The 24,875-nt window shown below is 62.4% G+C and carries 21 protein-coding genes and 3 pseudogenes; 13 read left to right on the top strand and 11 right to left on the bottom strand.

Annotated elements, in window-relative coordinates:
• Positions 1-2: 2 nt before the first annotated feature.
• From EWF95_RS00745 to EWF95_RS00735, 3 genes are all read right to left on the bottom strand, one after another.
• The gene (locus tag EWF95_RS00745; protein ID WP_142442078.1) at positions 3-1,502 is read right to left on the bottom strand and encodes a receiver/sensor box histidine kinase; all 1,500 of its coding nucleotides are present in this window, start codon (positions 1,500-1,502) and stop codon (positions 3-5) included.
• 96 nt (positions 1,503-1,598) lie between these two features.
• A complete protein-coding gene (locus EWF95_RS00740) occupies positions 1,599-2,693 on the bottom strand; it encodes a DNA topoisomerase IV subunit A (protein WP_142442077.1) in 1,095 nt (364 codons plus the stop codon).
• A 15-nt stretch (positions 2,694-2,708) separates the two neighbouring features.
• Positions 2,709-5,156 (bottom strand): DNA topoisomerase VI subunit B, encoded by a 2,448-nt coding sequence (locus EWF95_RS00735; protein WP_142442076.1) that lies wholly within the window; start codon positions 5,154-5,156, stop codon positions 2,709-2,711.
• 114 nt (positions 5,157-5,270) lie between these two features.
• Between EWF95_RS00735 and EWF95_RS13870 the strand changes: the two are divergent.
• The 6 genes and pseudogenes from EWF95_RS13870 to EWF95_RS00715 form a co-directional block, all read left to right on the top strand.
• Positions 5,271-6,779: pseudogene (locus EWF95_RS13870) on the top strand (DNA gyrase subunit B); the annotation flags it as partial.
• Positions 6,765-8,453, top strand: a pseudogene (locus EWF95_RS13865) (LAGLIDADG family homing endonuclease); the annotation flags it as partial. The pseudogenes EWF95_RS13870 and EWF95_RS13865, both read left to right, overlap by 15 nt.
• Positions 8,454-8,459: 6 nt before the next feature.
• Positions 8,460-8,879 (top strand): annotated as a pseudogene (locus tag EWF95_RS13860) (DNA topoisomerase IV subunit B); the annotation flags it as partial.
• Complete coding sequence (gene gyrA, locus EWF95_RS00725) at positions 8,879-11,407, top strand: DNA gyrase subunit A (protein ID WP_142442074.1); 2,529 nt, start codon at positions 8,879-8,881, stop codon at positions 11,405-11,407. The pseudogene EWF95_RS13860 and the gene gyrA, both read left to right, overlap by 1 nt.
• Positions 11,408-11,410: 3 nt before the next feature.
• Positions 11,411-12,256 carry a hypothetical protein gene (locus tag EWF95_RS00720; RefSeq protein ID WP_142442073.1) on the top strand — a complete coding sequence of 282 codons (846 nt, stop codon included), beginning with the start codon at positions 11,411-11,413 and terminating at the stop codon, positions 12,254-12,256.
• Positions 12,257-12,407: 151 nt separating this feature from the next.
• Positions 12,408-12,932 (top strand): Rrf2 family transcriptional regulator, encoded by a 525-nt coding sequence (locus EWF95_RS00715; RefSeq protein ID WP_142442072.1) that lies wholly within the window; start codon positions 12,408-12,410, stop codon positions 12,930-12,932.
• 67 nt (positions 12,933-12,999) lie between these two features.
• On the opposite strand, the gene EWF95_RS00710 is transcribed toward EWF95_RS00715, so the two are convergent.
• From EWF95_RS00710 to cdd, 3 genes are all read right to left on the bottom strand, one after another.
• Entirely contained in the window at positions 13,000-14,163 is a 1,164-nt protein-coding gene (locus tag EWF95_RS00710) for an NAD(P)/FAD-dependent oxidoreductase (RefSeq protein ID WP_142442071.1), read from the bottom strand.
• A gap of 67 nt (positions 14,164-14,230) precedes the next feature.
• Positions 14,231-15,076: a nucleoside phosphorylase gene (locus tag EWF95_RS00705; protein WP_142442070.1), complete on the bottom strand. Its 846-nt coding sequence runs from the start codon at positions 15,074-15,076 to the stop codon at positions 14,231-14,233.
• Positions 15,073-15,519, bottom strand: coding sequence for a cytidine deaminase (gene cdd, locus EWF95_RS00700; protein ID WP_142442069.1), 447 nt, complete (start codon positions 15,517-15,519; stop codon positions 15,073-15,075). The genes EWF95_RS00705 and cdd overlap by 4 nt, the downstream gene beginning before the upstream one ends.
• 88 nt (positions 15,520-15,607) lie before the next feature.
• On the opposite strand from cdd, the gene EWF95_RS00695 reads away from it, so the two are divergent.
• Genes EWF95_RS00695 through EWF95_RS00685 form a run of 3 tightly spaced genes read left to right on the top strand, consistent with a single transcriptional unit; the run spans position 15,608 to position 16,434 of the window.
• Positions 15,608-15,820, top strand: coding sequence for a hypothetical protein (locus tag EWF95_RS00695; RefSeq protein WP_142442068.1), 213 nt, complete (start codon positions 15,608-15,610; stop codon positions 15,818-15,820).
• Positions 15,821-15,827: 7 nt separating this feature from the next.
• Complete coding sequence (locus EWF95_RS00690) at positions 15,828-16,097, top strand: DUF7520 family protein (RefSeq protein ID WP_142442067.1); 270 nt, start codon at positions 15,828-15,830, stop codon at positions 16,095-16,097.
• Between the two features lie 40 nt (positions 16,098-16,137).
• Positions 16,138-16,434, top strand: a complete 297-nt coding sequence (locus EWF95_RS00685; RefSeq protein WP_142442066.1) for a hypothetical protein — start codon at positions 16,138-16,140, stop codon at positions 16,432-16,434.
• Positions 16,435-16,445: 11 nt separating this feature from the next.
• On the opposite strand, the gene EWF95_RS00680 is transcribed toward EWF95_RS00685, so the two are convergent.
• Positions 16,446-17,018 carry a GNAT family N-acetyltransferase gene (locus tag EWF95_RS00680; RefSeq protein ID WP_142442065.1) on the bottom strand — a complete coding sequence of 191 codons (573 nt, stop codon included), beginning with the start codon at positions 17,016-17,018 and terminating at the stop codon, positions 16,446-16,448.
• A 115-nt stretch (positions 17,019-17,133) separates the two neighbouring features.
• On the opposite strand from EWF95_RS00680, the gene EWF95_RS00675 reads away from it, so the two are divergent.
• Complete coding sequence (locus EWF95_RS00675; protein ID WP_142442064.1) at positions 17,134-18,063, top strand: hypothetical protein; 930 nt, start codon at positions 17,134-17,136, stop codon at positions 18,061-18,063.
• Between the two features lie 36 nt (positions 18,064-18,099).
• Here EWF95_RS00675 and asd read toward each other — a convergent pair whose 3' ends face one another.
• The 4 genes from asd to EWF95_RS00655 form a co-directional block, all read right to left on the bottom strand.
• Positions 18,100-19,143: an aspartate-semialdehyde dehydrogenase gene (asd, locus tag EWF95_RS00670; protein WP_142442063.1), complete on the bottom strand. Its 1,044-nt coding sequence runs from the start codon at positions 19,141-19,143 to the stop codon at positions 18,100-18,102.
• A gap of 131 nt (positions 19,144-19,274) precedes the next feature.
• Positions 19,275-19,946, bottom strand: coding sequence for an AIM24 family protein (locus tag EWF95_RS00665; protein ID WP_142442062.1), 672 nt, complete (start codon positions 19,944-19,946; stop codon positions 19,275-19,277).
• A gap of 681 nt (positions 19,947-20,627) precedes the next feature.
• Positions 20,628-21,056 carry a type II toxin-antitoxin system VapC family toxin gene (locus tag EWF95_RS00660; protein WP_142442061.1) on the bottom strand — a complete coding sequence of 143 codons (429 nt, stop codon included), beginning with the start codon at positions 21,054-21,056 and terminating at the stop codon, positions 20,628-20,630.
• On the bottom strand, positions 21,053-21,328 hold the full coding sequence (locus tag EWF95_RS00655) for a hypothetical protein (RefSeq protein ID WP_185911652.1): 276 nt from the start codon (positions 21,326-21,328) through the stop codon (positions 21,053-21,055). Before EWF95_RS00655 ends, EWF95_RS00660 begins: the two co-directional genes overlap by 4 nt.
• 153 nt (positions 21,329-21,481) lie before the next feature.
• Here EWF95_RS00655 and fba point away from each other — a divergent pair, with 153 nt between their 5' ends.
• From fba to EWF95_RS00640, 3 genes are all read left to right on the top strand, one after another.
• Positions 21,482-22,474 (top strand): class II fructose-bisphosphate aldolase, encoded by a 993-nt coding sequence (gene fba, locus EWF95_RS00650; RefSeq protein WP_142442060.1) that lies wholly within the window; start codon positions 21,482-21,484, stop codon positions 22,472-22,474.
• A gap of 94 nt (positions 22,475-22,568) precedes the next feature.
• Positions 22,569-23,018 (top strand): universal stress protein, encoded by a 450-nt coding sequence (locus EWF95_RS00645; RefSeq protein ID WP_142442059.1) that lies wholly within the window; start codon positions 22,569-22,571, stop codon positions 23,016-23,018.
• Positions 23,019-23,122: 104 nt separating this feature from the next.
• Positions 23,123-24,799: a tRNA uridine(34) 5-carboxymethylaminomethyl modification radical SAM/GNAT enzyme Elp3 gene (locus EWF95_RS00640; protein WP_142442058.1), complete on the top strand. Its 1,677-nt coding sequence runs from the start codon at positions 23,123-23,125 to the stop codon at positions 24,797-24,799.
• Positions 24,800-24,875 lie beyond the last annotated feature (76 nt).

Genomic DNA, 24,875 nt, shown 5'->3' with positions numbered 1-24,875 from the left:
GTTCAACTCCCGGCCGCGTCATCGACGCCCGTGATCTCGATCCGGGCTCCGTTCTCCGCGCTGTCGGTGCTCTCTGCGCCCTCGGCGATTGCCACGTCCCAGCCGTGAGCCGCGGCGATCTCACTGACGATGTAGAGCCCCAAACCGGTTCCCTCCCGAGTTGTCGTGTACCCCCGCTTGAAGATGTTCTCGCGGTCATCGGGCGGCACACCGGGGCCGTCATCAACCACAACAAACCCACCGTCGCAGGCATCGACCGTGATCGTCACCCCGGTGCCGGCGTGGTCGATGCTGTTGCTGAACAGGTTTTCGAGCAGCTGGCTGAGTCGGCTCCGATCGGCCATGATAGTGCGATCCGCCTCGACACGCAGGGTTGCCTCCGCCGTCGAGAGATTCCCCCAACACTCCCGGGCGATGTCGTCGAGATCGACCGGTTCGACGGTATCGATCCCCTCGCCCTGTTGAGCCAACACGAGGAGATCGTCGATCAGCTGTTCCATCCGATCGACGGCCCGTTCGGCTCGCTCGAAGTGTTCGGCCTCGCCGGTTTCGGCGGCCAATTCCAGTGAACTCCCCATCACGTGCAGCGGATTTCGGAGGTCGTGGCTGGCGATGCTGGCGAACTCCGCGAGTCGCTCGTTTTGGGCTTCGAGCTGTTGGTGTGTCTCTCGTTGCTCGGTGATATCGACGTAGTGTTCGATCCGGCCGCCGGCGTATGGCCCATCCTGAATCGGGTAGCTGGAGTGTTCGAGCCACCGATCGTCGCGGCTGTCGTCGCCGACGACGTGGCAGGTGAACTGCTCGACGTAGGTGTTGTCGTCGTAGGTGGCACAGACGGTCTCGGCGAACCGCTCGGACTCGGCGAAGATGTGTTTGAGGCGATCGTTGATGAGCCGTCGTTTGTCTCTGCCCAGCACCGACTCACGATCAACCCCAAAATACTCCTCGATGCCGTCGTTGAGCCAGACGACCGAGAAATCGCTATCAAGGACGAAGGTGCCGACCGAGGAGATCGCCAACCCATCTTCGATGAGCGACCGGTATGCCGGCTCGGCGGTGTCGGCTGTCGGCGCGCTGTCGTCGGTCGCTCGGTTATCGCCGTAGTGCTCCGGGTTAGCGTCGGTCGTCGCTGGCGCGCCGACGGCGGTGCGAATCCGGGCTGCCAGCGACGGTGTGTGATCGGCGGTCGTTGGGTCGGCGGCTGTGTCGGCCATGGTGGGGGCCCCGTCGCCGACAACCGGGGGTTCGCTCGGCGGCGGTGCGAGCAGACACGGGCACTCGGGGGTGGCGTTCCACAGCGTCCGTATCGCCGCGTCGTCGGCATCAGCGATCGCCGCAGGGGTGGCGACAACACACGCCGGCGTGTCCGTCGATAGCCGATCGCATCCCTCGGTCACGCTGTCTGCGGTCGTCACGTCGAACCCCGTGTGGTCGGCCAGCGGTGGCGACCGTGCGCCGGCTGTCGACCCACTGAGATAGAGCACGCGAATCGGATCGGTCATTACCCGCAATGCGACCACTGATAACAAAATACTGGCGGTTCGTATGTTTTCTTCGACTAAATCTCTCAGTTAGCTATCAAATATTTACTAGATTCTCTAGAGAACGCCCATTTGGTCGAGTCGTTCCGGCAGGTAGGTGTCGGTGACGAAATCAAGCCCGTTGGCCGCCAGCGACTGCTGTTCGGCCTTCTTGCCGATATCGAGTTGGAGCTCGATCTGCTCCTCCCAGTAGTCGGTCTGGAAGCGCGGATCGGTGAGCTCGGACTCAAGGGCGTTGATGTCGGAGTCGGCCAGCGGATCGGTCGGGAGGTCGTACTCGACGATATCGGTCGGTTGGATGCCGACATAGCGCGCTTCCGGCGTGGCGAGATGCTCCGAGAGGTGGGCGGATTTGATCGAGCCGTAGGCGACCGAGCCGTAGATCCGGTACGACCAGGGGTCGCCGTCACAGAAAACGACCACCGGGAGATCGAGTTCGTTGTGCAGGCGTTTGGTGATTCGGCGGGTCGCACGGGCCGGTTGGCCTTTGAGGTGGACAACAAGGCAGTTGTACTGCTCGTCGAACCCGTTTTCGATAAGTCGATCCCGCATCCCGCCGGTCTCGACACAGAGGACGAAGTCGATGTCGGCATCGAGAAACTCGATGGTGTCGGGGTTGTTCGGGATCTGATAGCCGCCCTCGCCGACATCCTTCTGACAGTGGATCTCGCGTTCGCCGCGGCGGGTCTGCTCGCGCAACAGGAGCGGCCCCATCAGCGTCGCCCCGGACTCCTCGGGGCGCATGTGGAAGTCCTCGCGGGTGACCTCCGAGACGATCTCAAGATCCTCGATCATCTGGTTTGACTCGTCCTGATCGGAGAAATGGGCCTCCTCGTTGTCCCACGATTCCGAGAGGTAGTAGAGTTCACGCAGCGTCGAGGAGCGACCCTGGTCGAGTTGCTCCGCGAGGAATTCGATGGTGTAGACGGCTTTCAGGAGCTTACGAGCACCACGGACTGAGTTCGCACTCCGGGTTGAGGTGCGATCACCGTACACCCAGACCCCAGAGTCGGGATCGTACTCGATATTGCTCTTCGTTCGGGTTGGCAGCGTCATATGCGGGATCTCGCCGCCGGCAAACTGGTCGTAAAACTCCGCGGCGAGGTCGATGAGCTGTTCGCGGGCGCGTTCTTCGTTGAGTTTCGTGCTCATGATTTTGATTGTAGCTCAGGCGTTCAGCGTCAGTTTCTCGGTTTCGACACCCTCGACGGTGATATCGAACTCGGCGTCGCTCCCGACGGTGTAGGTGAGTGTGATCTCCTCGCCGGCCGACAGCGACGGCGACCACTGGATGAACCACTCGCCGTCGAGGTCGACGACGTTGGCTCCCTCACCCTCCACGTCGGTCGGCTCAACCGAGACGATCTCGGTGATTTCGGGCGTTTCGGCGCGATCCGAGTAGTTCTCGACGTGGAGCGTCACCGTCCCGTCGTCGATCTCGCGGTCGATACAGAGGTTGTTCATGATTCGCCCCATCGCGGCGTCGATGTTTGGTCGCTCCTGGCCGGTCACCTCGGCGACCTTGTCGGCCATCTCGGGCAGGATCTGGCTGAGGACGCTCTGTTTCTGCTGGCGTTTCTCAAGGGAGCGTCGCTTGTTGAGATAGGATTTGAGCTCGCGGGCGGCCTCGCGGATCGCCAACTCGATTTCATCCTCTATTTCCGGAATATTGGCGATCGCGTCCTTCGATTCGCTGGTGAAGGGGACGTTCGTCGAGGCGACGTGGATCATCAGTACGGCGGGCCCGTTCGGAAGGCCACTGCCGCCCGGCTGGTCGAGGCCGTAGTTCCGCCAGCCGATCCCTTTCACCACATCTGTCGAGCTACAGGCACCCTGCTGGTAGACCAAGGGCACCCGGTTGGCAAACCGCAGGAGATCGATCTTCCCCTCCGATTGGAGGTCGCCGCCGTAGGCGATCCCGGCTTCGACGATGAAGGGGTCGCCACCGTGAACCTCGGCGTCTCGTGTTGCTGCGGCGAAGAAGTCCGCGTCGTACTCCTTGCGAAGCCCGGCCTCGACGAGATCAGCCGTGATCGGCGAGAGACAGTCGGTCGGCGGCGAGAGGATGTCGGTCGCCCGCATCGCCTCCAGCAGTTCGCTGGCGGTGTCGCGGTCGCCCTCGATCTCGCTGATCTTCGGCACCTCATCGGGAACGGTTTGGGCGGCCGACCACAGCGCGTCGGTGATCTTCTCGCGGGCGGTCTCACCGAGGGTCACGTCGTCGTACTCGACGGTCGCGTCGGCGGCGGCCTCAACCATCGCCGACAGCTCGTCGTGGGTCACCCGGAACCGTCTGTCGCCGTCGTCGCCGAGCCCGTCGGCGCGGCGGGCCAAGCGTTCGGCGAGAGCCTGGACGGTTTCGTCGTCCTTCCGGCTGCTCGTGGCGTCGTCAACGAGGCCATAGAGGCCGGGCGTGAGGTGATCGCGGCCGGGCTCCTCGCCGTTCGTTGCATCGTCGCTCTCGAAGACGGTGAGTTCGCCCCACGCGGCGTCGACAGCGTGCTCTCGAACGGTCGCACCGAACGTGCGGCCGGTGTCGGCTTCGATCTCGTCGGCGATCTCGTCGACGATGGCCGCTAACTCCGAGTGGGCGGTTCGGTCGCGGCCGCGCAGCTCGGCCTCGATCTCGGTGGCGAACGTCTCGGTCGCCTCGGCTCCCTTGTTCGAGACGGCGTCGGTGACTGCGCCCGCGATGTCGATGCCGGTCGCGGGCGTCGGCCACGCGAGTTCCCGCCCGAAGTGACGGTCGCGGAACGAGTCGAGCACCTTGTCGGCGGTTTTCTTGCCGACGCGGGTGAACTCCTCCTGCAAAAAGCCGGAGACAGAGTAGGATTCGGTCGCGGCGATCATCTTGATCAGCGTCCCGAGTTCGACGCCGTGCGGGTGTGGGCGGATCTCGCTCGTTTCCGCGGGCAGTTGGTCGGTGCCACGTTCGAATTTCAGGGGTTCCTCAAGGCCGGGCTCGCGCAGTTCGATCCGGGCGTGGGGGTTGACAACGGCCGTGTTTTTGATGTACTGGTGGAGCTGCTGGCGGGCTCGCATGTTGGCTTCCATCTCCAGCTCGATGCGGGTGCCGTGGGTGCGATCCCACGTTGTCGGCTCCGAGTCCCGGATCTCCGGCTCGTTGGTGTCGGTGTCGATGATGAGCTCGAAGTATTCGGCCTGGTCGGCTTCCTTCGTTCGACTGGTGATCTTGGCGGGTTTCCCGCTGGTCAGTTGGGAGTAGAGCACGGCCGCCGAGATTCCGATCCCCTGTTGACCGCGATTTTGCTCACGGGCGTGGAACCGGGAGCCGTACAGCAGTTTGCCGAAGATCTTCGGAACCTGGTCTTTCGTAATTCCGGGGCCGTTGTCCTCGACGACGACGCGGTAGTAGTCGCCGACCTCCGTAATCTCGACGTAGATGTCGGGTCTGATCCCGGCTTCCTCGGTGGCGTCGAGAGCGTTGTCGACGGCTTCCTTGACCGCGGTGACCAGCCCGCGGGCCCCCGAGTCGAAGCCGAGCATATGCTTGTTCTTCTCGAAGAACTCGGCGATGGAGATCTCGCGTTGGCCCTTGGCCAACTCCTCGGCGATCCCCTCGTCGGCACCGAGTTCTGCCTGGAAGGATGTCATGCTATGAACCCCCTTTCGCCGGAAGGAGTATAATCTATGTGACTGTCCGCCCGGCTACGCGCGCGCGGGTGCGGGAGCTTTATCCCACGGGGTCTACTATGGATGTATAGTTCTATGGCAGACGACAGCGATTACGGAGCCGGACAGATCCAAGTCCTAGAGGGCTTGCAGGCTGTCCGCAAACGGCCGGCGATGTATATCGGCTCGACCGACGGCCGCGGGCTCCACCATCTCGTTTATGAGGTCGTCGACAACTCGATCGACGAGGCGTTGGCGGGCCACTGCGACCACATCGAGGTGACGATCCACGACGATGGCTCCGTCTCGGTCGCCGACGATGGCCGCGGGATCCCGGTCGACATCCACGAGGAGTACGACCGGCCGGCCGTCGAGGTCATCATGACTGTGCTTCACGCCGGCGGGAAGTTCGACAACAAATCCTACCAGGTCTCCGGTGGGTTGCACGGCGTCGGCGTCAGCGTTGTCAACGCTCTCGCCAAATCCCTGGAGGTCGAGGTGCGCCGCGATGGCTCTCTTTGGACGCATAGCTTCGATCACGGCGAGCCCGAGCCCGACGGCTTCCAGGAGGTTCGACAACTGGAACCCGACGAAGAGACCGGCACGCAGATCCGCTTTTGGCCTGACGACGAGATCTTCGAGACGACCGAGTTCACCTACTCGACGCTGGCCAACCGGCTTCGGGAGCTTGCCTTTCTCAACTCCGGTGTCAAGATCACACTTACCGACGAACGAACCGACGAGGAGGATGTGTTTCTGTATGACGGCGGCATCAAGGAGTTCGTTCACTATCTCAACGAGACGAAAACCCCGCTCCACGAGGAGGTTATTTACTTTGAGGACGAGGAGGAGGGTATCGCCGTCGAGATCGCCATCCAGGCCACCGACGAGCTCCAAGGCTCGATTCATGCCTTCGCCAACAACATCAACACCCGCGAGGGCGGCACCCATCTCACCGGCTTCAAGACCGCGCTCACACGCGTTATCAACGATTACGCGAACGACCACAATCTGACGACCGATCTCGATGAGAATCTCAAAGGCGAGGATGTCAGAGAGGGCCTCACCGCCGTCGTCTCGGTCAAACACCCCGACCCGCAGTTCGAGGGCCAGACCAAGACCAAACTCGGCAACAGCGAGGTACGCGGGATCGTCGAAAGTGCGACCCACGAACACCTTCGAACCTATCTCGAAGAGAATCCCGACACCGGCGAGGCCGTCGTGGCGAAGGCCGCCGAGGCAGCCCGCGCACGAAAGGCGGCCAAACAAGCCGAGGAGCTAACGCGGCGAAAATCGGCACTGGAGTCGACCGCCCTCCCCGGCAAGCTCGCCGACTGCCAGACGCGCGAACCCAGCGAGAGCGAACTGTTCGTCGTCGAGGGCGACTCCGCCGGTGGCTCGGCCAAACAGGGCCGCGACCGCCACAATCAGGCGATCCTCCCGATCAAGGGAAAAATTCTCAACGTCGAGAAACATCGTCTTGATCGCATCCTCGAAAACAACGAGATCCGCGCGCTGATCACCGCGATCGGCGCGGGCGTCGGCGAGGAGTTCGATATCGACGAAACACGGTATCACAAGATCATCCTGATGAGCGTCGATGGCGAGGAACACGGGTTCGTCCGCGACGGCGACGGCAACACGCAGTTCGTCGAGATCGGCTCGTTCATCGACGGTGTGATCGATGTCGACGGCGATGGCTACGAGGAGTACGAGGTGCTCTGTTTCGGCCGCGACGACAACCGAACCAAGTTCCGGCCGATCGATCAGGTGATCCGCCACAAGATCGACGAGCCGCTCTACGAGATCGAAACGCGCTATGGACGGAATCTGAAAGTCACTGCCTCCCACAGCGTGTTCGTCCACCGCGACGGGGAGATCCAGCTGGCGAACGGCGACGAGATCGAACCGGGCGACGAGGTCGTCGCCCCACGGTCGATCCCTGTCTCCGGCGACCGCGACGGCGACCGGATCGACCTGCTGGCCGAACTCGTCGCACGACAGGACGACTTCGATTCGGAGCTCTACGCCCGCGGTGAGGGCATCGAGGAGATGTTCAAACAGCAGGTTCGCGCGGAGTACGCTACCGACGGCGGGGCCGTCGCCCGCGCGGAGCCGCGCGTCAAGATCCCGGAGTCGGTTCGCTCACAGCTCCGATCCGAACGAACCGATGCAGGACTGACACAGCAGGACGTGTGTGATGCTGTTGGTGTATCCCAGCCGATCACGGTCTCGCAGTGGGAGCGTGGCAACTCGCGGCCGACGGTCTCGAACTTCGAGGCCTACTGCGAGGCGGTCGGCAAGTCGCCCGCAGCAGTGATGGACGAGGTGACTGTCGGCGACTCGCTGCTCGACCAGCGGTGGAACAACCAATACGAGAGCGCGCCCGCGAACCGTGTTCGGGACTACGTCAGGATCAGCGAACTTGAGGAGTCAGATCTCGATGATATCCCGGACGACGCTCACGTTGAGTTGACGCCGGAACATTACGCTGATCACGGGATCGACCGCTACGTCGAAATCGACGAGACGCTCTGTGAGCTGTTTGGCATCTACGCGGCCGACGGATCGAGTTCGCCGCGCAACGGGGTTCGGCTGGCGATTGGTGACACCAACGAGTCGCTACGGGATCGCTACATCGATGCGTTCGAGGCGGTCTTCGGGATCCCAGCCAAACACACCGAGGCCGACGACCGCGTTGACGAGGTCAAACTCGTCAACCGCGTTGCGGCCCTCGTCTGGGAACACGTCTTCGGCTTCGACGGCGACACTGCGGTCGACAAATCCGTTCCAGATCTCGTTTTCGACGTGTCGTCGTCGTGTCAGCAGGCGTTCCTCCGCGGATATCTGCACGGCGATGGGACAGTCAACGAGAATCGGATCGCGTGGACGACTTGTTCACGCGATCTCGCCAGTGGTCTCATGTATCTGCTCTCCGCACAGGGCGTCATGGGCTCTCATTCTACCACACCACCGTCGGCTCTCGATGGCGGCTACGAGACAAACGCGGAGCGACACACCGTCACGGTCGCAGCGCGCGCTGATCTCGACCGTATTCGTGATGTGTGGGAGCCCCACCGTAACGGCGACGCACTCATACCGAAAGTTGACGACGGCCACGACAATCCGGGTGCGAGGCGATACCGTGAGATCTCCGATGATCTCGTCGCGCTCTCGGTAAGAGAGGTATCGGAAGTCGAGCCGTCCAGCGAGTATGTCTACGACTTCTCGGTCGAGAGTGACGAGAACTTCATCGCCGGCATGGGCGGCCTCTGTGCTCACAATACCGACGCCGATGTCGATGGGGCCCATATCAGAACACTCCTCTTAACCCTGCTATACCGTCATATGCGGCCGTTGATCGAGGCGGGCTACGTCTACGCGGCCCAACCGCCGCTGTATCGGGTTCGGTACCGTGGCAACACCTACGACGCGATGAGCGAAGCCGACCGTGACCGCATTATCGAGGAGAAATGCAACGGGAACCCAACCCAGGTTCAACGGTTCAAAGGGCTTGGAGAGATGAACCCGGATCAACTGTGGGAGACGACGATGGATCCCGAAAACCGCATCCTCAAGCGGATCACCATCGAGGATGCGGCGGCGGCCGATCGGATGTTTTCGATCCTGATGGGTGACGCCGTCGAACCGCGGAAACAGTTCATCAAGGAACACGCGACCGACGCCGAATGGGTTGATATCTAATGAGCACTGATCTACCTGAGGAACCCGATGTCGACGCCGCACGGGTCGAGACCGCCCGAATCGAAGACGAGATGGAGCAGTCCTACATCGATTATGCGATGTCAGTCATCGCCGGGCGCGCACTGCCTGACGTGCGGGACGGCCTCAAACCCGTCCACCGCCGCATCCTATATGCAATGCACGAGGCCGGCGTCTCGGCGGGCTCGGCCCACCGCAAAAGCTCCTCGATCGTCGGCGAGACGATGGGTGATTTCCACCCGCACGGCGACAGCGCGATCTACGACACGCTCGCCCGGATGGCCCAGGATTTCTCGATGCGGTACCCCCTCGTCGACGGCCAGGGCAACTTCGGCTCTGTTGACGGCGACCCACCAGCCGCGATGCGCTACACGGAGGCCCGCATGGCTCCCATCGCCGAGGAGCTGCTGGCCGACATCGAAAAGGACACGGTCGATTTCAGCGCGAACTATGACGACCGCCTCCAGGAGCCTGACGTGTTGCCGTCGGCGTTTCCCAATCTCTTGGTCAACGGCTCCTCTGGGATCGCTGTCGGGATGTCGACGAACATCCCGCCGCACAATCTCGGGGAGGTCATCGACGCGACCGTCCATCTGATCAACAACCCTGAGGCGACCGTCGAGGATCTGATGGATCATGTCAAGGGGCCGGATTTCCCGACCGGTGCCAACATCGTCGGCCGCGGTGGCGTCCACTCGGCGTACAAGACCGGCCGCGGTCGCGTCCGGGTGCGCGCCGAGTTCGAGGTCGATGAGGAGGAGGGCCGGATCGTCATCACCGAACTCCCCTTCCAGGAGAACAAAGCCCGTCTCGTCGAGCGCATCGCAGACGATGTGAACGAGGGCAAACTCGAAGGGATTCGGGATCTCCGCGATGAGTCCGACCGCGATGGCATCCGCGTCGTCATCGACCTCAAACGCGATGCGATGGTCGATGTCGTCAAAAATCAGCTGCTCGAAAGTCACCTCGAATCGACCTTCGGCGTCATCAACCTCGCGCTCGTCGACGGCGCGCCGCAGGTGCTGAATCTGCGCGAAACACTCAAACACTACGTTGATCACCGCCGGGATGTCGTCCGCCGCCGCTCCCAGTACGAACTCGACGAGGCCGAAGATCGCGCCCACATCCTCGAAGGCCGGCTGACCGCGCTCAACAACGTCGATAGCGTCGTCGAGACGATCCAGGATGCCGACGACCGCGACGCCGCAAAAGCTGCCCTCCGCGAGGAGTTTGACTTCTCAGAAGATCAGGTCGACCACATCGTTTCGATGCAGCTCGGCTCGCTGACCTCGATGGAGGCCCAAGCGATCAAAGACGAGTACGAGGAAGTCCAGGCACGGATCGACCGTCTTCAGGAGATCCTCACCAACGAGAGCGAGCTGCTGGGCGTCATCGAGGAGGAGCTACTCGAAATCAAGGACGAATACGACGACGAGCGACGCACCTCCTTTATCGAGGACACCGACACCGTCGCCCACGAGGATCTCATCCCTGAGGAGGATATCGTCGTCGCCATGTCCGAAGACGACTACATCAAGCGAATGCCGCTGTCGACTTTTTCCGCTCAGCACCGCGGCGGCAAAGGGATCATCGGCACAGATCTCAAGGAAGGCGACGCGGTCTCCTCGGTGTTCGTCGCCAACACCCACGACTACCTGCTGTGTTTCACCAATCACGGCCAGATCTACAAGCTCCGTGGGTTCCAGATCCCCGAGATGAGCCGCACAGCCCGCGGGAAATCCGCGGTCAACATCCTCGATCTCGACGACGGCGAGGAGTTGACTGCCGTGGTCAACACCGACGACATCGAGATCGAGGAGGGTGACGCCGACCGGTATCTGACGATGGTGACCCGGGACGGCTACATCAAACGCACCGGCGTCGCGGAGTTCCAGAACATCCACACCTCGGGCATCCGTGCGATCCGACTGGAGGATGGCGACGAACTTGTCGACGTGGAGGTCACCGACGGCGACCGGACACTCGTGGTGACGACGACCGGCGGGATGTCGATCCGCTTCGACGAGGACGATGTTCGCGCAATGGGCCGGAGTGCCCGTGGCGTCCGCGGGATCGACCTCCGCGATACCGACACCGTCGCCGGCGTCGCCGCCGTCGACACCGACCGCCACAGCTGGGTGCTGACGGTCACCGAAAACGGCTACGGCAAACGCTCCGATATCGGCGACTACCGCGTCCAATCGCGTAATGGCAAGGGGTTGATCGATATCAAAACGGGCGACCGCAACGGTTCCGTCTGTGCGATGGAGACCGTCGGGCCGGGCGATCACCTCGTCGTGATGAGTCGATCGGGCCAGATCATGCGGACGCCGGTCGAGGATATCTCGACGGTCGGCCGCAACACGATGGGCGTGATCGTCATGGATCTCGCTGCTGACGATCGCGTCGCCTGTCTCGACGTGATCCCACGGGAGATGGTGACCGACGAATCCGAGGCCGACGTTGATCTCGACGCCGACCCCGAGACGGCGACAGCGAGTGATGATTGACGAGTGAACGCGTTTCCAGCCACACCACCGGTCGCGGAGGCCCCGAGTGAGCTTCTGTCGGGGCATCTCTGGCTGCTGGAGCTGATCGATGGCCGGCCGCTGCGATTCCAGCTTCAGGACTCGGGACTGCTCCGGGTTGGCGACGCCGAGACCGTTTACGACGACCCAGATGCGATCCCGCTTCCATTTCAGCGCGCGGTTCGGCACATCCGGGAATCGCTTGACCGCGACGCGCTGCGGGCGGCTGTCGACGACGTGGAGGGGGTCACCTTCTTCGGCGTTGCGACCACCCGGGAGTCGGTGCCCTACGATCTCGGGTCGATGCCCCCGTTTCTGGGGACTGATGTGTGGGCGGCCGACGACGAGGCGTTTCGCCCGCCGGATGCCGCCGATGGCATCTTTCGACGGCTCGGACTCGACCCTATCAACACCTTTGCACGCGAGGCTCACGCTCGGGATTTCAGCGTCGACAGCTACGAGATCCCGGGGTCGGCGTGGTACGACGGCCCGGCTGCGGGTGTCGTGATCCGGAATAAGCAGGGCCACCGCGGCATGGTCTCGAATGCTGCTGTCCCGACAGCTACAACGTCACCGGTATCAGACGAGTCAGCAGCAGGACTATCGATCGACGCGCTGGCCACCGAATACGCAACCCAAGGGCGGATCAACGATATCGCTGCGTCGCTTCGGGCGGCCGAGCAGCCGGTCGCCGTCGATGTGGTCACTGACCGACTCTGTGCGGCTGTTGGTCGACACCATCCCGACGCGTTTCTGGGTGTCGACAGCCTCGATCAGACCGCGTTCCGATCGGCTGTCGCCGAACAGGTACAACGACAGCTTCAGCCCTGAGCGTGTCTGTCACAGGACACGATCGCCGGGACGAAGAGGATTTGTTTGTCACCCCGAAAGAATTTTACGCTGATACCGAACTGAAATTTATCACCTGAATTGTAATTATTCTTCCATCGGATTTATGCGTAGTCCCATCGAACGGAAACATATGTCATCGATCGAACTCACGCCAAGTCAGAAAACCATTCTGACCGCACTGACCAACCTCCACCGCGAGGCTGAAGACGCGATCAAAGGCGAGGACATCGCCGAGGAAGTCGACCGAAACCCGGGCACGATCCGCAACCAGATGCAGAGCCTCAAAGCCCTCCAGCTCGTCGAAGGGGTTCCCGGCCCGAAAGGCGGCTATAAGCCGACGGCCGACGCCTACGAAGCCCTCGATGTCGATCAGATGGATGAGCCGGCACCGGTACCGCTCCAGCACAACGGCGAGCCGATCAACAACGCGACCGTCGAGAGCATCGATCTCTCCAGTGTCCACCATCCGGAGCTCTGCCGGGCTGAGATCCACCTTCAGGGCTCGATCCGCGATTTCCACGAGGGCGATTCGGTGACTGTCGGCCCGACGCCGCTGTCGAAGCTGAAGATCACCGGCACGCTCGATGCCAAGGATGACACTGACAGTATTCTGATCCTCGAAATCGACGAGATGGTCGCCCCGGTCGACGAATAGCGCGTTTTCCTCTTTTCGCGGTTCGTGGTCGGTAGATGGTTGGTAGACTGTCGGTGTCTCTTCGTACTTACATGTCGCTCCAAGCACTGATCGCTCGCTTCGTTGAGCTTACCTCGGCGATCCAGCGGGCGGCGATCGCCTTTTTGAGCGTTCTGGCGGCGACCCCGCCGAAGGTGTTGATCGGAACCCCCATCACATCGTGGGCGACGGCGTCCTCGCCGACCGAGATGGCCGTTCCCTTATCCTTGTGTTGCCAGGATTTCAGCGGCGCGCCGCGCAGTGCGCGAACCAGGTTTTCGCCGGCGACCTCCGCCGCCGTCCAGGCGGCCTCCGCGGTCGGCGGGGCCTGCTCGTCGCCGCCCTGATCGATCAGCGCGGTGTCGCCGATCGCAAACACGCGGTCGTCGCTGGTCTGGAAGTTTGATTCGGCGTGGAGTCGGTTCGATCGCTCATCCTTCTCAAGGTCGCTGTTGGCGGCCGGATCCCGGCCGGTGATACCGCCGGCCCACACGAGCACGTCGTACGGCATCGATTCCTCGCCAAGGTAGACGGCGTCCTCGTCGACCTCGGAGATAAAATCGCCGGTGAGGATCTCGATATCGCGTTCCAGCAGGCGTTTCCGGAGCGCGCCCTGCACCTCGGGATCGTTGCCCGGGAAGATCTCATCGAGGCCTTCGATCAGCTTGATGTCGATCGGGGTGTGGGTGTCATCGCGGTAGCCGGCGATCTCGCCGGCGATCTGGATCCCCGACAGCCCCGCACCGCCGACCAACACCTGTGCCGGCTCGGATTGCGTTGCCTCCTCGCCGGCCGTCCGAACCGCCTCGTGGATCTCGCGGGCGTCATCGAGACTTTTCAGCGTCAGGGAGTGTTCTTCGAGGCCGTCGATCCCGAAGAAGGCGGTCGAGCTGCCGACCGCCACGAGCAGGTAATCGTAGTCGACTGACTCGCCGTCCTGCAGTTCGAGTGTTTGATCGTCGGTGTCGATATCGGTGACGCGGTCGCGGATGAAGTTCGTCGACGGCGATTTGATCTCGTCGACCGGGATCGCCACCTTCGATTCGACCTCGGGATTCCGGATCACGCGGTGGGTCTCGTGTAGGACAAGGTGGTAGTCGTGTTCGGAGATCCACGTCAGTTCGGCTTCTCCCTCGTCGATCTCGTCTTCAAACGATTTCACGGTTCCAGCACCGGCATAGCCGGCACCGACAACAACGACGTTGGCTGACATACCCCTGCCTCTGGGGCCCTCGGATAAAGCGGCTTTGGAACGCTGCCGCGCTGTGTTTCCGGCCGCGTTACTCGATTGTGAGGCCGGGATGCCAGCGGTCGACGCCGGCGTCCGATTTTGCGGCGTCCATCTCGTCCAGCAGCGCGACCGCGAGGCTCGCGGTTTCGGCCGCCGCTCTTTCGCCGACCGTGTCGAACTCGCCGGTTTCGCGGTTGGCGTAGACGGCACACACCGCCCCCGCTCGAAGATCATAGAGATTCGACAGCGTCAGCAGCGTTGCGGCCTCCATCTCGATGTTGGCGACGTTGGCCGCTTTGAGCGTTTCTAGGAGCTCGTCGCTGCCGGGTGCCTCATAGCCCTCGAAACCGGGCCGCCCCTGGCCGGCATAGAAGCTGTCGGTGCTGAGGGTGACGCCGACGTGGTACTCATATTCCAGTCGCTCGGCGGCGGCGACCAACGCCGCGATCACCTCGTAGTCCGCACTCGCTGGATAGCTCTCGTCGATATACTCCTCGCTCGTCCCATCGCCACGCATCGCCCCCGAGGTGATCACGAGGTCGCCGACGGCGATGTCGGGCCGGACGGTGCCACAGGAGCCGACACGGATCAGCGTCTCCGCGCCAACACGGGCGAGTTCCTCGACGGCGATACCTGTCGAGGGGCCGCCGATCCCCGTGGAGGTGACCGAGATCGGCGTCTCCCGATACCGACCGGTTGCGGTGCGGTACTCCCGGTGGCTGGCGACCTCAGTCGACGACTCCCACACGTCGGTGATCTTCTCAAGTCGATCTGGATTGCCCGGCAGCAGGACGCTGTCGGCAACGTCGTCGTCGGTGACTTCGAGGTGGTATTGGCGTTCGGTGTTGGGATCTTCGCTGTCTCTCGTCTCGGGTGAGGTGTCGTCGTCTGTCATGACGATTCCTCGGCATCGTGTGGTGGTTCCGTTTCGCCGCGGGCGTCCGCGTCCGCCAGCGTTGACGCCGAGATCGTCTCGGGGAGCAATTCCCCGAGGGTGTAGGTGGCGACCTCGCTGTCGCCGAGATCACAGACGATCGTGAGGTCGTCCGCACAGAACTCCGCGAGTGTCTGTCGGCACATCCCACAGGGGGTGACGCCATCTCGCACCCCGGAGCTGACCGCCAGTCGATCGAACTCCCGGTGGCCCGCCGACACCGCCGCCCCGATCGCCACCTCCTCGGCATGCAGGCTGTTGGAGTAGTTGGCGTTCTCGATGTTGCAGCCGGTAAATACTGTACCGTCGGCCGTTTTGAGTGCGGCCCCGACGCGGTACTCGGAGTAGGGCACATAGGCCTCGGCGAGCGCGTCGCGTGCGCGCTCAATTAACGGGTCGTCCATACCGGGCAGGGACGGCCGACCGGCAAATAGCTTGGCGTCGATCCACCGAATAATAATATTTAATTAGCAGGCGACATGGGTGATCAACATGCACAGACCACCGTCGCTGACCCGCTACGATGGGTTGTTGGCCGCGATGCCAGCCTCGGTTGCCGGCGGGACAGCCGCCGGCTGGTGGTTGGCGATCCCCCTGCTTGCAGGCCTCGGTGTTGGTGCCGGGGTCGCTGCCGTCATGATCCTCGTATCGATCGCCATGACCCCAACGGCCGGACAGAAAGGCTCTATTCGGCGCAGTCCCTAACGGGCGTGTGACGACTGCATCCGATGACACCGGTGTTGGCCGGCGTATCCTCCTGGGATTAGGGATCGGTATGGTCGCGTTGGGCGGCGTACTCGGCTTTATTGTCGGTGCCAACGGCGGTGGCGGGCTCGATGCCATCGAACCCTTCGGTCTCCTGACGGTGCCGATCTCGCCGGGGGCGATGACGCTGTACGGGATGGGGGTTATCGCGCTGGCGATCGGGGTGCTCTACGGGCTGGTGTCGGTGGCCTCGCGGTTTGATCACGAGCCGAACTGAAAGACGCCCGCTTTTTACCCGTCGGCCCCTACAAAGAGCCATGGCACCGCCGACCGGTGAGACCGAGAGCTCGGAGTCGTCGACGGTGAGGGGTTCGGAGACAACACCGACGGCGGGCTCGGAGCCACCCACAGACGCGGTCAGCGGTGACTCCCGCAACCGTCGGCAGGCGGCCCTCTACGCGCTGCCGTTTCTCGCCCTCGGCGTCGGCAACGCGGTGTTGATCCTCAATTTCGGGCTCGAACCGCTGTGGGCGTTCGCCCAGCTCCCGCCGATCCTGTTTACCACGGTGTTGACCTACATCGTGTTTAGCACGGACTTTCTCGACGACCGGTAGGCTCGCCCGTCTCAACGCCCCGTATCGTACTTGTAGGTCGCCCCCTCGGCGTCGATGCCGAAATCCTCGGATTCGATGGTCGGCTCGTCGCCGGCCGGGCGAGCCGTTTTGAACGCCTCCCGTCGCTCGGGCGGCATCTCAAAGTCGTCGACATCGATGGCGAGGGCCACGACATCGCCATCGGCCGCAGCCTGTTTTTCGGTCTGTCGATCGACCAGTGGCTCCGGAAGGGTTTCGATGGCCCGCTGTTCGAAGCCGAACTGTGCCGGATACCCTGGCTCGTCGGTCAGCATGTAGACCGTCTCACACCCGGCGTCGCCGGCTTTGGTCACCAGTCGCTCGATAACGTGGGCCCCAACGCCTTGCCCGCGCCAGGGGTTGCGAACGCCAACACTGGTTAGCTCGCCGACCGCCGGTTCGCCGGAATGGACGCGAAGCCGGCCGAAGCCCGCCCGGTCGTTGGATCTCTCGTCGGCCGCGATCACGTACTCCGCCGGCTGAATCGTCGCCGTCGCAAGCCCCATCGCCTCGATCCCCTCACGGAGCCACGTCTCATCTCGGGGTTTTCCATCGCGGACGTACATACGGGTTCGTATCGCCCGCACCGATGTAAACCGTTGGGCCGTGACGGGACAACTAAACCCGCCGGCCGAGTAGCGATGGTATGTCGAACTACATTTGCTACATCGGGGGACAGTCATGAAACCGAACCGCGTCGATTTCGCTGTCGACATGGCCTTCGGGATCCTGATCTCGCTGGCCGTGGTGTTGCTCGTCGTCGTCGGCACCCAAACCGGCGTCGCCTTCGGTATCGGTGTGCTGCTGTCGTATACGGTTCACGTTGTCTGGAAGATGGCCCGGTTTGATCCCGACTGGATGACACAGGAGGTCGCCGAAGCTGTCGAAAAGACCGTCGAGGAAACCGTCGACAAAGAGGTCGCCGAAACCGTCGAGAAAACCGTCGGCGAAACGGTTGAGAAGGAGGTCGGCGACACCGTCGAGAAAACGGTCGGTGAAACGGTCGAAAAGGAAGTCGGCGACACCGTCGAGAAGACCGTCGAGAAAACGGTCGGTGAAACGGTTGAGAAAACGGTCGGCGAAACGGTCGAGAAAGAGGTTGGCGACACCGTCGAGAAGACGGTCGAAGAGACCGTCGAGAAGGAGGTCGGCGACACCGTCGAGAAGACGGTCGAAGAGACCGTCGGCAAGACCGTCGACGACGGTGTTAGCGACACCGTCGAGGAAACCGTTGAAGAAACTGTCGAGGAGACGGTTGGCGACGAGGTTGCCAAAACCGTCGAGCAGACGGTGGGTGATGAGGTCGAAAAGACCGTCGAGAAAACAGTCGGCGAGGAAGTCGAGAAAACCGTTGAAGAGACGGTTGGCGACGAGGTCGAAAAGACAGTTGAGGAAACCGTCGGCGAAGAGGTCGCCAAACGGGTCGAGGAGACCGTCGAAGCGGCCGTCGAGGAGACTGTCAGCGAGGAGGTCTCAGCGGCGACCGAGAAGCTGGAGGCGAAAACGGAGGCGATCGAGGCCCAACTCGACGAGCAGGCCGCCGATGCGGAGGCCAACGAAACGGATAACGACAACAAGAAAAACGACTCCAGCGACGACAGCGCGACGTAGCTGAGAGCCACTGCCGCTATTGACTGCCGACTGTTCTCAGATCCAGCCTTCTTCGAGCAATAGCTCGCCGTTCAGGATGCTCGCGCCCGCCGCGCCGCGGAGCGTGTTGTGGGCGAGACAGTTGTATTTGAGGCCGGTATCGGTCGGCTGGACGCCACCCGCGGAGATCGCCATCCCGTTGTCGCGGTTCCGGTCGAGTCGGGGCTGTGGGCGGTCGGGCTGATCCTCGCCGAAGACGTGAATGAGTTGGTCGGGCGCGCTCGGCAGGTCAACACCTGGGAACGACTCCAGGGCGTCGCGGGCTTCGTCGGGCGTCGGCGCGTCGTCGAGATCGACGAAGACGCTTTCGAGATGTCCATCGAGCGTTGGAATCCGGTTACAGGAGGCGTTGACACTCGCACCGTGTAAGGAGAGTTCCGCGCCGTCGAACGAACCCAGCAGTTTGCGGGATTCGGTCTCCATCTTGTTCTCTTCGCCGCCGATATGCGGAATGGCGTTGTCGATGATCTCCATCGACGTGACGCCGGAGTAGCCGGCTCCCGAGACCGCTTGCAGCGTCGTCACGTCGGCGCGGTCGAGGCCGAACTCAGCGTCGAGGGCGGCGAGCGTAGGCACCATCGTGATCGTCGAGCAGTTCGGGTTTTTGATGAGCGCGCCATCCCAGCCGCGGTTGTCGCGCTGCACCTCGATCAGATCGAGGTGTCCCGGATTTATCTCGGGGATCGTCAGCGGCACGTCCTCGGCCATGCGGTCGTTCGAGGAGTTCGAGGAGACGACGTAGCCCGCCTCAAGGAACTCGGGTTCGACCTCGCTGGCGACGCCCGACGGCAACGACGAAAAGAGCAAGTCGATGTCGTCGCCAACGTCGTCAGGGTGCGTTTTGCCGACCACGGTTTCGGCTACGTCCTCGGGGATCGGCGAGTCGGCGCGCCATTTGGCGGCTTCCCGATACGGTTTCCCGGCACTCGATTCGCTGGCGGTGAGCGCGTCGATCTCGAAGGTTGGATGGCCATCAAGCAGTTGGATGAATCGCTGTCCGACCGCGCCTGTTGCACCGAGAATGCCAACAGAGACTGTCATTGCCGTGCGAAACCGTCTCACATATATAAGTCGGTCGGATTCCCGACGCAGTGCGTCGATCTGTCTGGGTCGTTGGTGAAGCTCACACGGTCGTCGCCGGGGACAAGTGGGTCGCTCTGCTGGCCGGCGGGCTACTGCTGTTGGGCCGGCTGGCCGCCTTCCTCGTAGGGCTGGACGACGACGAACCCCTCCGAGCCGGTGAAGTTCATCTGAAGGGATTCACCGGACTGCTGGCCGATCTCGATCGTTTTGTTGGTGCCGATCGACGGCGAAAGGTTCGTGCTCCAGGCGACGGTCGCATCGGGATCGGTCGTGATCGGCGGTGTCGCCACCAGCGGATCGCCGTGAGTCGTCAGTGCGACCGTTCCGGGCCCGGAGAGATAGACGTTTGTGAGGCCGCCGGCGATAGCCTCCGAGAGCCCGCCGACCGTGTTGATCTCGTAGTCGACGCGGGACTCGAAGGCAAGGATGTCGTTGCCGTTGACCGAGATCGAGTCGTCGGCGTCCAGCTCCAGCACCTGGATCTTCTTTTCCTGTTCGGCGACGTAGAGGTGGCCCGAGCCCTCGGCTTCCATGATCGGGGTTCCCTCACTGGAGACCGCCTCCTTGACGAAGCCGGTGATGCCGCCCTCCGCGGAGGATTTGCCGGTGAAGGTGAGATCGCCCGTGTAGGCGACCATCGAGCCGGCTTTGACCATGACGGTGTCATCGACGTTGATATCAAGCAGCTTCGGGTTCTCCAGTTGAAATCCGTCGCCGCCCGGTTTCGGTGCGTTTGATTCGGTGAACTCCTCAAGCTTCATCTCAGTACCCCGTTTATCGAGGCGGCTTATATACACGGTGAAGACTCAAACGCGCGTTTTCAACACCCGATAGTTCGATCAGATGCATGACAAGCCAGCCCACACCACCACCCCAACCAACGGAAGCAGAAACGGTACGGCGATCACGAGCACCGCAACGCCAGTTCCGCTGTCGAGGTCGCCAACGGTCAGCAAGCCAATCGGAGCCACGGCAAAAACGACCAGCAGGCCGCCGGCCGCGGCGACAACGCTGTACTCCGTCTCGGGGCGACGCGGCTGTGAGACCGGGAGCCCAAGCTCATCGAGAACTAACAGCGGAAGGGGTAAGTCGACCGCCTGCCGAACTACAGCCGCGTGCCACAAGTCCCCGGCCGAGCCCACCTACTTGGGAGCGATGACAGTCCGGCGAACCCAGGCACGGTACAGACGGCCCGCTGTCGGCCGCGACGACAGCCGCCCGGCACGAGGGTTTCCCGACCGACGAGGCACGCCGCCATAGGATGAGGTCGGGCGTTAGTGTTCCGGGCGACATCGACCTTTTACGCCCCGCGAGCCTGCGGCTCGCTCGGTAAAAGCTCGAGCAAAAGCACTCCTCCTTCGCTTCACTTCGTTCCGCTCAGTCGTCGGCCTCGCGCTCGCGTTCGCTCGCGCGAGTGAACCAAATGATGATCTGCCAGCTGCTCACGCTATCGGGTCGATACGGTCGATCAGGCCGTCGAAATCAGCATCGAAGCTCAGTACCGTATCAATACCCCGCGACTCACAGAGGTGGATCGTCATCGCGTCAGTGAAACTGAGTTCGTGATCCGAGTACCGCCGAAACGTCGCCATCGCTGCCGTCACATCATCAGGTTCGACGTGGAGTAGCTCGATCACGTCAGGATGCGGCGGTTTACCCTGGATCCGTTCAGCGACGGTTTCGGCCGCCCCGAATGAGTTAGTGCGGACGCGAGTGAGCGTTACTGTCTCGTCGAGCACATAATCGCTCGTATACGGCTGTCCGTACTCACCATCGAGCACCGCGTCAAGGGCAGCAACGGCGTCCGCGTGGCGGTCGGCGTCGGTGTCGTGATGGGCGAAAAAGACGCCGGTATCGACGAAGACACTCATCCGTACAGGATGTCGTCGATGTCCTCCTCGGACGTTGCTTTGCCGGATGCGACCATGCCGTCGTGAAACGCCTCGCGGTCGTCATCGGAGACAGGTACACGCTTGTCCCGAAACGAATCAACGAGATCGGCTTTCGATTCGATCGCATCCTCGACGAGCCGTGCCAGAACCTCCTGTTGGGTAACTCGGTTCCCGGTCTTGAGTCGGAGTTCCGCCTGCAGCCGTTCTAATCGGGATTTCGTCTCGTCGTCCATCTTCACCGAGGTCGGCATAGTTGTGAGTAGCTTCTTCTACTTAGTAAAGTTTGCCACTAATACCGTGTTGACCGACGATGTGCGTCTCTCGCACACTGTGTATCTACTGTCCGGCATTCGATTCTCGGGAGACGGCGGGATTTATCTTAGTCGCCTCGAAACACGGTAGGCATGACCTTCTACGGTGGAGCCGAACTGGGAACGGTGTACGACGACGCACTCGATTCGGGCTTTGGGTTGATCGCAAGCAACATCGCCGAGCCGAACACGATGATCGGGCTGATTCAGGGGGCGGCACAGGCCGACTCCGACCTTCTCCTCCAGATGAGCAACGGGGCCTGCACGTTCGCCGGCAACGGCGACCCGATCGCGGGGCTGCGAGTGATGGGCAACTACATCGAGCGCATCGCCGCCCAGTACGATATCGGCGTCTTCCTCAACATGGATCACCAGACCGACCTCAACACCATCCAGCGACAGGTCGAGTTGGAGATCCCTTCCTCGATCATGATCGATGCCTCCCACGAGGAGTTCGAGGAGAATGTCGCCCGCAGCAAGCAGGTCGTCGACATGGTCGACGACGCCGATGCGGACATCCTCGTCGAGGCCGAACTCGGGAAGATCAAAGGCGTCGAAGACGAGATCGTCTCCGAGAACGCCTTCTACACTGATCCCGAGCAGGCCGTCGAGTTCGTCGACCGCACGGGCTGTGATCTGTTGGCGATCTCGGTCGGCACCCAACACGGCGTCGCCAAGGGGAAAGACCTCGAACTCAAACCTGATCTGACCGAGGAGATCCGCACCGCCTTGCGCGATCACGGGCTCGATACGCCGCTCGTGCTGCATGGCTCTTCGGGTGTCCAGCCTGACCAACTCCAGGAAATGCTGACCCACGGTATCTGTAAGGTCAACAAGGACACCCGGTATCAGTACGAGTACACCCGCACGGCCTTCGATCTCTACCGAGAGGAGCCCGACGAGATCGTGCCGCCTGAGGGCGTCGACGACCACCGCGATACGTTCTTCAACGACGTGGAGTGGGCCCCGAACAAGGATCGCTTCGATCCACGAGTTGCCGGCCGGCAGATCCGCGACCGTATCGCCGAAGTGTACGCCGATCTCGCCGAGGTCTCGGGGAGTGCCGGCCGCAGCCAGTTCAACTGAGTCGCTGCTGCCGCCCGTGGCGGTTCGCGGGCGACGACCACGACGCCCGAATGAAGGGGATGAAATTAAGCGGCCACCCACTCTATGAACAGCTATGTACGAGACGATTTTGGTGCCGACCGACGGCAGCGAGACCATTCAGCGAACGCTTCCGCACGCCCTGAAGATGGCCGCCGACAACGACGCAACCGTTCGCGCGCTGTCGGTCGTCGATATCCGCTCGGTACAGGCCGCCGGTGATGACGACCGCGAGGGTGTCGACGCCGAGTTGACCGCCGACGCCGAAGCCGCTGTCGAGGAGGTCGCCGATGCAGCCGCCGAGGAGGGGCTGGCTGTCGAGACGACCGTCCGGCGCGGCACGCCCGATAAGGAGATCGTCAAGGAGTCCACCGAGGAAAACATCGACGTGATCGTCATCGGTACCGACGGCAAGACGCCACGGGAAAAACTCCGATCGCTCGGCAGCGTCTCCGAGCGCGTTGTCGACAAGGCTGAGGTGCCGGTGTTCGTCATCAAGCAGGCAGCTGAGGAGCCCCCCGAGTAGACGGTGCGGTACTGGAAGACCGTTCGAGATCGCCGAGCGACACGCTTAACCGCCGAACGCAACCACCAAGAGGTAATGCAACCCACTCGACCGGAGGTGTCGCTGTGAGCTCCGAATCCGCTGACGGCGAGGCTGCCGGCGAGTCCGCCGCGTTCCAACAGGCCTGCGAGGAGCTTGTCGCCCGGATCATCGATGGCGAGATCGAGCGCGACGACCTCGAATCCGCGAAGCTGGATGTCTGTTCGGAGTTTTCCGCGCCGAAAGTCCCAAAGAACACGGAGCTGCTGTCGTACGCCCCACAGGAACACCGCGATACGGTCAAAGCAGTCGTCAAGCGCAAGCCCGTCCGCACCGCGTCGGGTGTTTCGCCGGTGGCGATCATGACCTCTCCGCACATGTGCCCCCACGGGAAGTGTCTCTACTGTCCTGGCGGCCCGGCCAGCGAGTTCGACTCCTCGCAGAGCTACACCGGCCACGAACCCGCCGCCGCCCGTGGGGAACAGAACGACTACGACCCATATGGACAGGTGACGCTACGCCTCCACCAACTCCGTACCATCGGCCACCCGGTCGACAAAGTCGAACTAATACTGATGGGCGGGACGATGACCGCCCGCAGCCACGACTACCAGGAGTGGTTCGTCAAGCGCGCGCTCCAAGCCCTGAACGACTACGACCTCGACAGCGAGCCCGCGGCCGCCGAGGGCGAAAGCTTCGCGCAGGATCCCGAGGAGTATGAGTTCGAATATCTCGAAGATGTGATCGCCGAAAACGAGACCGGCGACATCCGCAACATCGGCACCACCTTCGAGACCAAGCCTGACTGGTGTGATCCCGAGCAGATCGACCGCATGCTCGATCTCGGTGGGACGAAAGTCGAGGTCGGCGTTCAGACGACCTACGAGCGAATCAACCGCGAGATGCACCGCGGCCACGGCAACCAAGCCTCCATCGACGCCAACCGCCGGCTGCGGAATTCGGGGTTCAAAGTCGGCTTCCACATGATGCCCGGCCAACCCGGCATGACCACGGAGATGTGTCTGGAGGATTTCCGGCAGTTGTTCTCGAATCCCGACTACAAGCCCGACTACCTCAAGATCTATCCCACCATTGTCGTCCGCGACACACTCACCTACGACATGTGGCGACGCGGCGAGTACGAACCGCTGCAAAACGAGGAGGCCGCCGAACTCATCGGCGAGATCATGGGGATGATCCCGAAATACACCCGCCTCCAGCGCGTTCAGCGGGACATCCCCGCGGACTTCATCGACGCCGGCGTCTGGAAGTCGAACCTCCGGCAGTTGGCCCAACAGTACGCCGACGACAACGGCATCGAATGCCGGGATATCCGCGCCCGCGAGGTCGGCATGAACGAAGCCGATCCCAACCCCGACGATATCGAGCGCGACGTGCTCACCTACGAGGCCTGCGGCGGGACCGAACACTTCATCAGCTACGAGGATACCGAACAAGACCTCCTGATCGGGTTCTGCCGGCTGCGGTTCCCGAACGACCCGGTGCGCCGGGAGCTACAGAACGCGGCCATCGTCCGGGAACTCCACGTCTACGGGAGCGAGGCCGGGATCGGCGAGCCGGCCGGCGAGGCCGACTGGCAACACCGCGGCTACGGTCGCCGACTGCTTGAGACGGCTGAGGAGCTCGCGGCTGACGCTGGCTTCGAGAAGCTCAGCGTGATCTCCGGGATCGGCGTCCGGCAGTATTACCGCGAGAAGCTGGGATACACGCAGGATGGGCCGTACGTAAGTACCTGGTTATAACGAGCTATTCGTTGATTGATCACACAGTTATCTCCCGAAATTTTGCACAGATTGACAGTAATTCTGGATCGTACAC

It is taken from the genome of Halonotius roseus (assembly GCF_006861655.1).
Lineage (GTDB): Archaea > Halobacteriota > Halobacteria > Halobacteriales > Haloferacaceae > Halonotius > Halonotius roseus.
The sequence above is the reverse complement of the archived record's forward strand: the minus strand, read 5'-3'. Positions and strand labels throughout refer to the sequence as shown.